We start from the raw sequence: 7,258 nt of genomic DNA on the forward strand, positions 1-7,258 counted from the left end.
GCCCGGCGGCGATCCCGCCGGGCACCGCCGCCGTTAGTTGTGATCACGTTCATCATCCGACGGCTCATCTCGGCCGTGGTACTACTGCTGATCGTCAGCCTGGTGACGTTCTGCATCTTCTTCCTGGTCCCGAAACTGGCCGGGCAAACCACCGACCAGCTGGCGGCTCAGTACGTCGGCAAGAGTCCCGACCCCGCGTCGCTGCACGCCATCGAGGCGAAGCTTGGCCTCGACCAGCCGCTCTACGAGCAGTACTGGCACTTCATCAAGGCCATCGTCGCCGGTGCGGACTACAACAACGGGCCGGACGTATCGCACTGCCCGGCCCCGTGCTTCGGCTACTCGTTCAAGAACTCGCTGCCGGTGTGGCCGCAGATGATGAGCGTGCTGCCGGTCACCCTGTCGCTTGCCATCGGTGCGGCGATCATCTGGCTGATCTTCGGGGTCGGCATCGGTGTGCTGTCGGCCCTGCGCCGCGGATCCGTGCTCGACCGCTCGGCGATGACCGTCGCGCTGGCCGGCGTTTCGCTGCCCGTCTTCTTCACTGCCGTCCTCTCGCTGACCATCTTCAGCCGGGACGGGCCGATCAACATCTTCCCCGGTGCCGGTACCTACATCCCGTTCCTGGACAACCCCGGACAATGGGCGTGGAACCTGGTACTGCCCTGGGTGACGCTGGCCTTCCTGTACGCGGCGCTCTACGCGCGGCTGACCAGGGCGGGCATGCTGGACACCATGGGGGAGGACTTCATCCGCACCGCGCGCGCCAAGGGCTTGCCGGAGCGGACCGTTGTCGTCAAGCACGGACTCCGTGCGACCCTGACGCCGATCGTCACGATCTTCGGGCTGGACCTCGGTCTGCTGCTCGGTGGTGCGGTGCTGACCGAGTTCGCATTCTCGCTGCCCGGGCTCGGCCACTTCGCCATCGACGCGATCCAGGACAACGACCTCCCCGAGATCATGGGCGTCACCCTGCTGGCCAGCTTCTTCGTGGTCCTCGCCAACCTGGTCGTGGACGTCCTGTACGCCGTTATCGACCCGAGGGTGCGTTATTGATGAGTGGAGACACCGGAACGACCCCGGACTCCGCGCGTTTCGCCGAAGTCCGTGAACCGTCGTCGTCCTTTTTGGAACTGCGCGACCTGAAAGTGCACTTCCCGACCGACGACGGCGTCGTGAAGAGCGTGGACGGCCTGTCGTTCAAGCTCGAACGCGGCAAGACGCTGGGCATCGTGGGTGAGTCGGGCTCCGGCAAGAGCGTGACCAGCCTCGCGATCATGGGCCTGCACAACCGGGCCAAGTCCCAGCTTTCCGGCGAGATCTGGATGGACGGCGAAGAACTCGTGTCCGCCAGCCCGGAGACGGTGCGCGGGTTGCGGGGCAAGAAGATGGCGATGATCTTCCAGGATCCGCTGTCGGCGATGCACCCGTTCTACACGGTCGGTGCGCAGATCATCGAGGCCTACCGGGTCCACAACAAGGTCAGCAAGCAGGTCGCGCGCAAGCACGCGATCGACATGCTGGCCCGAGTCGGGATCCCGCAGCCCCAGTCCCGTGTGGACGATTACCCGCACCAGTTCTCCGGCGGTATGCGGCAGCGCGCGATGATCGCTATGTCGCTGTCGTGCGACCCGGAGCTGCTGATCGCGGACGAGCCGACCACCGCGCTGGACGTCACCGTGCAGGCGCAGATCCTGGACCTGATGCGGGATCTGCAGCAGGAGTTCAACTCGGCGGTCATCATCATCACCCACGACCTCGGGGTGGTGGCCGAGCTCGCCGACGACATCCTCGTGATGTACGCCGGCCGGATGGCCGAATACGGCACCACCGAGCAGATCTTCCACGAGCCCAGGCATCCTTACGCTTGGGGTCTGCTCGGCTCGATGCCGCGGCTCGACCGGGCGCGCACCGATCGGCTCATCCCGATCAAGGGCACCCCGCCGAGCCTGATCAACGTGCCGACGGGCTGTGCGTTCAACCCCCGGTGCGTCTATTCCGAGCTGAACGGTGGAGCCAGCGAGACCGAGCGACCGGAACTGCGCGACGTGGGCTTCGGCCATCACGTCGCCTGCCACCTCTCCGAGGCGCAGCAGCAGCGGATCTGGAACGACGAGATCAAGCCGAACCTGTGACAGGACGACAAGAAACGATGAACGACGACATCACGGCCGGTGCGGCCACCGGCGAACGCGACGACCTGCTCACGGTGACCGACCTGCGCCAGTACTTCCCGGTGCGCGAGGGCCTGCTGCGGCGCCAGACCGGTGCCGTGCAGGCCGTCGACGGGCTGAACTTCTCCGTCAAGCGCGGGGAGACGCTGTCGCTGGTCGGTGAGTCCGGCTGCGGCAAGACCACCACCGGCCGGATGCTCACCCGGCTGATCGAGCCCACCGACGGCAAGATCATCTTCGAAGGCCGCGACATCACCCACCAGTCGATGAAGCAGCTGCGGCCGTTGCGCCGCGAAGTCCAGATGATCTTCCAGGACCCGTACTCCTCGCTCAACCCGCGGCACACCGTCGGCACCATCGTCGGCGCGCCGTTCAAGTTGCAGGACGTGAAGACGGAGAACGGCGTCAAGAAGGCCGTGCAGGACCTGCTCGCGCTGGTCGGACTGAGCCCCGAGCACTACAACCGGTACCCGCACGAGTTCTCCGGCGGGCAGCGGCAGCGCATCGGGATCGCTCGCACCCTCGCCCTGCGGCCGAAGCTGATCGTGGCCGACGAGCCGGTGTCCGCTTTGGACGTCTCCATCCAGGCCCAGGTGATCAACCTGATGGAGGATCTGCAGGAAGAGTTCAACCTGACCTACGTGATGATCGCGCACGACCTGTCGATCGTGCGCCACGTGTCCGACCGGGTCGCGGTGATGTACCTGGGCAAGATCGTCGAAATCGGCGAGGCCTCCCGCGTGTACACCAACGCGATGCACCCGTACACCACGGCTTTGCTGTCCGCGGTGCCGGTGCCCGACCCGAGCCGCCGGACGAAGCGGGACCGGATCCGGCTGACCGGTGACGTGCCCAGCCCGCTGAACCCGCCGCCGGCGTGCCGGTTCCACACCCGGTGCTGGAAGGCGCAGGACATCTGCAAGACCCAGGAGCCGCCGATGCGGGAACTGGAACCGGGACACGAGGTGGCTTGCCACTTCCCGGAGAACCTCGCCACGGTGAACTCTTCGCCACAGCCGGCGACAGCGGCCTCCTGACACGGCACGAACGCGACTAACTCGACCACTGAACCCGCCGGCGCGCGTCTCGCGCCGGCGGGTTCGGTGTTTGTGCTTGCGGTACGACATGGGGTTCTACTATGTGATCATGCCGCTGATCGGCCTGGACCGGTTCGCCGGTTTCGTCGAGGATTGGGAAGCCGAAGACGTCCGCTTGCTCGGCAGGTTACTGGCCAAACTGGACGATTCGATGAAAGAGGCCAAGCACCGTGAACAACGTCCAGGCGGACGCCGCCGGCAGCGCTGAGCGACCTCCGGTCTCGCCCGATCCGGCCGAACTCGCGGCCCTGCTGCAGGCGGGATGGCTTGACGGGGATCTCGGCTCGATGGCTCGCGCGCCCCGGTCGCATTCCGAGGTCGGCACCAAGGTGGCCGAGTTCGCGACGCACTGCGACGACCGGTATCGCGCGGTGATCTCCCGGCTCGCCGCCGAGGGGGAGGTGTCGCGTGGCGTACCACGCTGACGTCGAGTTCCTCGAAGAGTGCAGCCCGGGCTTGGTCAGGCGCAACGCGGTCGAGTTCGCCCGGATGCGGGACCTGCTCGGCGCCGCCGCCACGTCCGACGTCGTAGGTGACGAGGCAGCGGCGTTGGCTAGGGCCTTCGGCGAGGCCGCTGAGGCATTGCTGGCGTACGCGGGCAAACTCGTCGACGCCCAGCGGTTCTTGGAAGCGGGCGTGGACGCCGCGGACCGGCTCGACGAGCTGATCTCGTCCGAGGCGACAGCCGTGACCCGCGCCGCGCAGGAAGCCGAGCCGATGCGCCGATGGGAGGACCTCTGGGACAGCGAGGGTTTCCTCGCGTGGCTGTCGGAACTCGGCGCGGACGTCGACAGCATCCGCGCCGAGGCTGTGCGGACCTATGAACTTGCCGCGGCAGCGTTCGGCAACGCGTTGTCGATCGAGAAAGGCGCCCGTGCGGCCTGTCTGGCAGGCCTCAGCGCCGCGCAGCTGTCTGCGCCCGATCTTCCTGGAGACGGCTTTGTCTCGCGAACCGTTGCCTCGGTTCCGGTCGACAGTGCGCTCATCCGGTTGTCCGGGAGTGGCACGAAATCCCGGGCGTTCCCGAATGCGGGCGACACCGCGATCTCGCCGGGCCTGGCGGACCTGCGCGCGAAGGTCGCGTCGCTGCCGGAACTGGTTACGCCGGGGCGTTTCCTCGTGCTCGGTGCGTCCGAAGAGGACCGGATGGAGTGGCTGCGTGCGGCCGCCGAAATCCTTCGCGCCGCCGCGGCGGAGGCCGGGTTACCCGTCGACCTGCTGGCGGGGATCGCATGGAAGGAGGTGGGCCGGAAGCCGGCCCTGCTGGACGACGTCGCCGGCGGGATCCGGCGGATCGCGGAGGAGGAGTGGAGCCCGGTCACCCCGGAGAACCTGCCCGGTCCGCTCGGCGGTGACCGCGACCGCACCTCGTACGGCCCGTTGTCCGTGCAGGTCCGGCGCGCGGCCGAGGTGCTGGGGTACGACCCGGGCACGCTTACCGAACCCCAGCGCGAGGAACTCCTTGACGCGCTGAAGGATCCGGCCGCGAACATCTTCATCGCCGCGAAGCACGTCGCGAACCTGAAGGCCGCCACCGGTTTCGCGTCGTTCGAGGACCTGACCTCCGAGCAGTACCGCGAGCTCGCCGCGCGGTACAACGGCGGCCCGTACTGGCGCGGGGGACAGGCGCAGGCTTATGCCCACGACGTCGAGGCGAACCTGGATGTCGCAGGGCAAGCGATCATGGCGTAGATTTCGCCGCATGCCGAGCGATTTCGCGTTGAAGACGATGAACACCCTCCACCGGGCCGCACAGAAGCTCACTGGCGGGCGGGTGGGCTGGAGCGCCTCGAACATGCCTGTCGTGGAGCTGACGACCACGGGCCGCAAGAGCGGGCAGCCGCGTTCGGTGCTGCTGACCTCGCCGTTGCAGGAAGGGACGACCTACGTGGTCGTCGCCTCCCGTGGCGGCGACGACCAGCACCCCGCCTGGTTCCTGAACCTTCGGGACAACCCCGAGGTCAAGGTCGCGGTGGGTGGCAAGCCCGCGCAGCCCATGCGGGCCAGGGTCGCCACCGCCGAAGAGCGCGGCCGCCTCTGGCCGCTGGTCACCGCCGATCACTCGAACTACGCCACGTACCAGACCAAGACCAAGCGCGAGATCCCACTGGTCCTGCTCGAACAGAGCTGACCCCCGCCCGTAGCGACTCGCCGCCGATTCGCAACTCGGCGGCGAGTCGCGGTCGTGCGCTGTGCCGGACGTGCGCCATCGCCGGGATCTCACAGGGTTCCTACGTGGGCTGCCGCCATTCAGCTGACAAGTTCGTAAAGCTGCGAAGCATTCTGTTTGCCGAGAAAATCCAAATTTCCCTGACCTCCGGGGTTGAAGGCGAAATCCCGGCCCTTGTAATTGCTGTTGTAATAGACTTTCACCACGTAGATATGGGTCAGGTTCCTCGCTGATTTGGCGTTGTTCTTCGCACATTCCCCCTGCCCGGTGCCGGCCCCTTTGTATTCGTAGCAGCCCGGCTGGGAATCCCCGTAGTTCGGGATCGATCCACTGAAGTCCGATACCGATCCGCTGTAGTCAAGTCCGTGGTACAGGCAGAACTCGCCGTCATCGCAGTGGCCATCGCGAGCGCGGGCAGCCGCTGCACTGGCCGCGGGCGCAATGGACATGAGTAGTGCGATGCTTCCCCCGACCGCCACTGATGTTTGAATCATACGTTTCACGATGGCTTTCACGGCAACCCCCTGCAGATGCAATGCCACGTAGCTTAAGTTGATCTTGGTGGTGGGGTTGGTTCGGGTCACGGCGTGGCGGTGTGGCTGGGCGGGGCAGGTGTTGTTGGATCGCTGGTATGGACTCGGGTGTGCTGGTTGGTCCGGATCAGGTGTCGTTCGGTGTGCTGGTGTCGGCGGTGGATCGGGACGTGATCGACGCCGCGATCGCGGCGTGCGGGGTCGGTACCCGGCGTGCGGGCGGGAAACTACCGCCGCATGTGGTGGCGTATCTGACGATGGCGATGTGCTTGTTTCCTGCCGATGACTACGAAGAGGTCGCGACGAAAGTCACGGGGTCGTTGTCACGCTGGGGGTGCTGGGACGCAGCGTGGACGGTCCCGACCTCCAGCGGGATCACCCAAGCCCGCAAACGGGTGGGCCCGAAGGTGATGGCCGAGGTGTTCGAGGGGGTCGCCGCACCGGTCGCGACCTCGGGCACCCGTGGCGCGTGGCTGCGTGGGTGGCGGTTGCTCGCGATCGACGGGTTCGACGTCGACCTGCCCGACTCCGAGGGCAACGCCGAAGAGTTCGGTTATGCCGGATCCGGTCAGCAGCGTTCGGCGTTCCCTCAAGCGCGGGTGGTGGCCCTGGCCGAATGCGGCACGCACGCGTTCCTCGCCGCGGAGATCGGGGCCTACAAGGTCGGGGAGCAGACCCTGGCCCAGCGGCTCTATCCACGCCTGCGCGGTGATGAGCTGCTGACCGCCGACCGTAACTTCTACAGCTGGCAGGCATGGGACACCGCCGCCGGGTCGGGGGCGGCGCTGCTGTGGCGGGTCACCGCCGGGCTCGATCTGCCGGTCATCGACGTCCTCTCCGATGGGACCTACCTGACGGTCCTGATCAACCCGAAGGTCAGGGGCGCCGGGCGTCGCCGGCAGATCCTCGCCGCCGCCCAAGCCGGTCTCGACATCCACCCCGAGCAAGCGCATCTGGTCAGGGTCGTCGAGTACGACGTCCCCGACCGTGAGGGCAACGGGACCGGGGAACTGATCGTGCTGGTGTCCACCATCACCGATCCCGCCGACGCCCACGCCGGCGAACTCGCCGCGGCGTATCACCAGCGGTGGGAGGAAGAAACCGCCAACGACCAACTCAAAACCCACCTCCGCGGACCAGGCCGGGTCCTGCGGTCCCGGCTGCCTGAGCTGGTGCATCAGGAGATCTGGGCGTGGCTGACCGTGCACTACGCACTCAGCGTCCTCATCGCCCGAGCCGCTGAAGCCGCGGACCTCGACCCCGACCGGATCAGCTACACCCGGG

9 protein-coding genes are annotated in these 7,258 nt (G+C 67.0%); 8 read left to right on the forward strand and 1 reads right to left on the reverse strand.

The window, feature by feature from the left end; all coding sequences use genetic code 11:
- Positions 1-39: 39 nt before the first annotated feature.
- From JWQ81_RS07070 to JWQ81_RS07100, 7 genes are all read left to right on the forward strand, one after another.
- The gene (locus JWQ81_RS07070; RefSeq protein ID WP_297538802.1) at positions 40-1,056 is read left to right on the forward strand and encodes an ABC transporter permease; all 1,017 of its coding nucleotides are present in this window, start codon (positions 40-42) and stop codon (positions 1,054-1,056) included.
- Positions 1,056-2,135: an ABC transporter ATP-binding protein gene (locus JWQ81_RS07075; RefSeq protein ID WP_297538803.1), complete on the forward strand. Its 1,080-nt coding sequence runs from the start codon at positions 1,056-1,058 to the stop codon at positions 2,133-2,135. Before JWQ81_RS07070 ends, JWQ81_RS07075 begins: the two co-directional genes overlap by 1 nt.
- 17 nt (positions 2,136-2,152) lie before the next feature.
- On the forward strand, positions 2,153-3,211 hold the full coding sequence (locus tag JWQ81_RS07080) for an ABC transporter ATP-binding protein (RefSeq protein WP_297538805.1): 1,059 nt from the start codon (positions 2,153-2,155) through the stop codon (positions 3,209-3,211).
- A 109-nt stretch (positions 3,212-3,320) separates the two neighbouring features.
- Positions 3,321-3,479 carry a hypothetical protein gene (locus JWQ81_RS07085; RefSeq protein WP_297538807.1) on the forward strand — a complete coding sequence of 53 codons (159 nt, stop codon included), beginning with the start codon at positions 3,321-3,323 and terminating at the stop codon, positions 3,477-3,479.
- Positions 3,442-3,696, forward strand: a complete 255-nt coding sequence (locus JWQ81_RS07090) for a hypothetical protein (RefSeq protein ID WP_297538809.1) — start codon at positions 3,442-3,444, stop codon at positions 3,694-3,696. The genes JWQ81_RS07085 and JWQ81_RS07090 overlap by 38 nt, the downstream gene beginning before the upstream one ends.
- Positions 3,680-4,963: a hypothetical protein gene (locus JWQ81_RS07095; RefSeq protein ID WP_297538811.1), complete on the forward strand. Its 1,284-nt coding sequence runs from the start codon at positions 3,680-3,682 to the stop codon at positions 4,961-4,963. Before JWQ81_RS07090 ends, JWQ81_RS07095 begins: the two co-directional genes overlap by 17 nt.
- Positions 4,964-4,973: 10 nt before the next feature.
- Positions 4,974-5,402 (forward strand): nitroreductase/quinone reductase family protein, encoded by a 429-nt coding sequence (locus tag JWQ81_RS07100; protein ID WP_297538813.1) that lies wholly within the window; start codon positions 4,974-4,976, stop codon positions 5,400-5,402.
- Positions 5,403-5,521: 119 nt separating this feature from the next.
- Here JWQ81_RS07100 and JWQ81_RS07105 read toward each other — a convergent pair whose 3' ends face one another.
- Positions 5,522-6,025 (reverse strand): peptidase inhibitor family I36 protein, encoded by a 504-nt coding sequence (locus JWQ81_RS07105; protein ID WP_297538815.1) that lies wholly within the window; start codon positions 6,023-6,025, stop codon positions 5,522-5,524.
- 47 nt (positions 6,026-6,072) lie between these two features.
- On the opposite strand from JWQ81_RS07105, the gene JWQ81_RS07110 reads away from it, so the two are divergent.
- Positions 6,073-7,258 (forward strand): IS4 family transposase (locus tag JWQ81_RS07110; RefSeq protein WP_297538817.1); only part of this gene is annotated, 1,186 nt, incomplete at its 3' end.

The organism is Amycolatopsis sp. (assembly GCF_025464955.1).
In the GTDB taxonomy this organism is placed as follows: domain Bacteria; phylum Actinomycetota; class Actinomycetes; order Mycobacteriales; family Pseudonocardiaceae; genus Amycolatopsis.

Coding starts and splice junctions, on each gene's coding strand:
- JWQ81_RS07100 (WP_297538813.1), top strand. CDS start 4,974: ATGCCGAGCGATTTCGCGTTGAAGACGATGAACACCCTCCACCGGGCC.
- JWQ81_RS07075 (WP_297538803.1), top strand. CDS start 1,056: ATGAGTGGAGACACCGGAACGACCCCGGACTCCGCGCGTTTCGCCGAA.
- JWQ81_RS07085 (WP_297538807.1), top strand. CDS start 3,321: ATGCCGCTGATCGGCCTGGACCGGTTCGCCGGTTTCGTCGAGGATTGG.
- JWQ81_RS07080 (WP_297538805.1), top strand. CDS start 2,153: ATGAACGACGACATCACGGCCGGTGCGGCCACCGGCGAACGCGACGAC.